This is a genomic window from Rhodopirellula maiorica SM1, from assembly GCF_000346295.1.
Classification (GTDB): domain Bacteria; phylum Planctomycetota; class Planctomycetia; order Pirellulales; family Pirellulaceae; genus Novipirellula; species Novipirellula maiorica.
Genome location: NZ_ANOG01000257.1, coordinates 1 through 2503, shown reverse-complemented (window position 1 = coordinate 2503; position 2503 = coordinate 1). Strand labels below are relative to the sequence as shown.

Below are 2503 nucleotides of genomic sequence, written 5' to 3'. Positions count from 1 at the left end.
TGCGTGAAAACGAATCCGAAGTATGCACGAGCCTGGAACAATCTGGGGCTTTGTCTGCATTCAACCGGCGACCGTTCGTCCGCCATCGAATCACTCCGCCGTGCGGTCGATCTTGATCCAAGCAATCTCGACACCTTGTTCAATCTTGCCGACATACTGGACGAAGCGGGAAGTGAATCGGAGGCACAATTGTTGTGGATGCGAATTGCTCGCTATCCTGCCACCGGCGACGATGATGAAGTAGTCGCGTACGCAACTGAGCGATGTTCGGAACCGGTACACTAAGACAAGGATGCCACGATGACGATTGAACCGGTGACCGCTTGGTCGCTTTTGGCGGGGCTGATCTTTCTGCTGGCCGCGTTGGGGCGTGGGCCGCTGCGACGATGGCCAGTGTCGATGCCCGCGATCTACTTGATCGTCGGAGCCGCTGTCGGCCCCTGGGGAACCGGATTGCTGGATTTTGAGTTGATCAAGCATGTCAAAGTGGTCGAGTCGGTGACGGAAGTCGCCGTTCTGCTCAGTTTGCTTACCGCTGGATTGCAACTAAAACCGCAATGGCGTCACTACCTAAGGGCCCCCATCCCGCTGGCGTCTGTGACGATGGTCATTACGATCGCGGGAGTCACGCTGCTGGGGACGTTGCTACTGGACTTGCCCCTGGGAGCGGCGGTCTTGCTGGGAGCTGTTCTCGCACCGACGGATCCTGTGCTGGCGAGCGACGTTCAGGTGAAACATCACGACGACACCGATCGACTGAGGTACGCGCTGACGGGTGAAGCCGGTTTAAATGACGGAGCCGCTTTCCCGTTCATCATGCTTGGACTGGGGCTGCTCGGTCACCACGAACTTGGCGAATTCGGATGGCGATGGTTGACCGTCGATCTGCTATGGGCGACAACTGCGGGACTCGGGATCGGCTGGGCAAGTGGCTACCTGGTCAGCCGCGCCGCAGTGTGGATCAAGCGGCAAGCGAACTCTCCCACCGCTTGCGAAGAAGCGCTAACCCTGGGGCTAATTGGTTTGAGCTACGGAGCGGCGTTACTCTTCCATGCCTATGGATTTCTAGCGGTTTTCGCGGCGGGCGCCGCAATGCGTTTATACGCCGAAGAGCGATCCGAAGGCGAGCAGCCTGACAAACTGATGCACACGGTGACGGCGGTCAACAATCAATTCGGGCACATCATGGAAGTCGCTGTCGTCGTCATGGTCGGCGCACTTGTAACAACCTACTGGACGATCGCGACGGATTGGTGGATTGCAATGTTTGTGTTTTTCCTAATCCGGCCAATGGGTGTCATGATGGCATTACGGGCGAAAGACATTGGCTTGACTCAGAAAGGCATGATCTCCATTTTTGGCATTCGTGGAATAGGGTCGCTCTACTATCTAAGCTACGCGATCAGTCATGGACTGGAAGACGCAACGGCAAACCGACTAGCGGGCATCGTTCTTACAACCATCGCATTGTCCATCATGATTCACAGCAACGCCGCTTCCTTGATGATGCGTGCGTACGCGGATGGGCCGAAAGAAGATGAATCGTCCTCAGCCGGCAAATGATCATTCGGCGAGTCGCTGTTCGGTCGACTCCAAGCCCGCCCACGGATCGGTTCGCAGAGCTGCCAATCGAGTGGGCAGAGTGCGCAACGTGAAGTCACCTGGATTGACCATCGGCAATTCATCCCAAGTGATCGGCGTTGACACCGAAGCACCTGGGCGGGCACGCAACGAATACGCGGCGATGGCGGTCGCCCCGCGACGGTTACGATGGTAGTCGACGAAGATCTTGCCTTGCCGACGCGACTTGGACATATTCGCAACGAATCGCTTGGGATGCAACTTCGCGAGCGCTGTCGCGAACAACTTCGAGAATTCGAAAACCTGCTGCCAGGTGTGCTGGCCAGTCAGTGGAACCACAACGTGCAATCCCTTGCCTCCCGTTGTTTTTACAAAGGTCTTCAAGTCGCGGCTTTCCAGCTCAGACCGAACGATGAACGCGGCTTCCACCAATACGTTCCAACCGACCGCCTCGTCAGGGTCCAGGTCGATAATGATTCGATCGGGATTCTCAATGTCGTCACTGCGACATCCCCAAGGATGCAATTCGATGGCACTGATCTGGGCGGTCGCTAACAGTGCCTCGGCGTCGTTGATCGCCAACAACGGTTCGTCCTCGGAATCTAGCGAAAGCGTTGTGATCTCCGATGGGAATCCTTTGCCAGGATGCCTCTGGAAAAACTGCTCGCCATCAATGCCGTCTGCGCAGCGGAGTAGGCTGATCGGTCGATCTACGATGTGCGGCAACAACCACTTGTTGACTTGAAAAAGATACGCTGCGGCATCACGTTTTGTGATCCCGTCGCGAGGAAAGAGAACGCGGCCAGGGTTCGTTAATCCGGGAATCTGAAAGTCGATGGAGCGAGATGGGGCGAGAACCGAAGCCAAATCCTTTGCAACGGGCACGTTTGACGACTGATCGGCGAACAAAACACTAGCGGTT

The 2503-nt window shown here is 56.4% G+C and carries 3 protein-coding genes; 2 read left to right on the top strand and 1 reads right to left on the bottom strand.

Features of this window, described 5'->3' with window-relative positions; genetic code table 11:
- Both RMSM_RS08000 and RMSM_RS07995 read left to right on the top strand, forming a co-directional pair.
- Positions 1-285 (top strand): tetratricopeptide repeat protein (locus RMSM_RS08000; protein ID WP_144057473.1); only part of this gene is annotated, 285 nt, incomplete at its 5' end.
- A 15-nt stretch (positions 286-300) separates the two neighbouring features.
- Positions 301-1563 carry a cation:proton antiporter gene (locus tag RMSM_RS07995; protein WP_008693999.1) on the top strand — a complete coding sequence of 421 codons (1263 nt, stop codon included), beginning with the start codon at positions 301-303 and terminating at the stop codon, positions 1561-1563.
- On the opposite strand, the gene ligD is transcribed toward RMSM_RS07995, so the two are convergent.
- A partial coding sequence (gene ligD / locus RMSM_RS07990; RefSeq protein WP_236622049.1) for a non-homologous end-joining DNA ligase occupies positions 1564-2503 on the bottom strand: 940 nt, incomplete at its 5' end. It lies immediately after the preceding gene.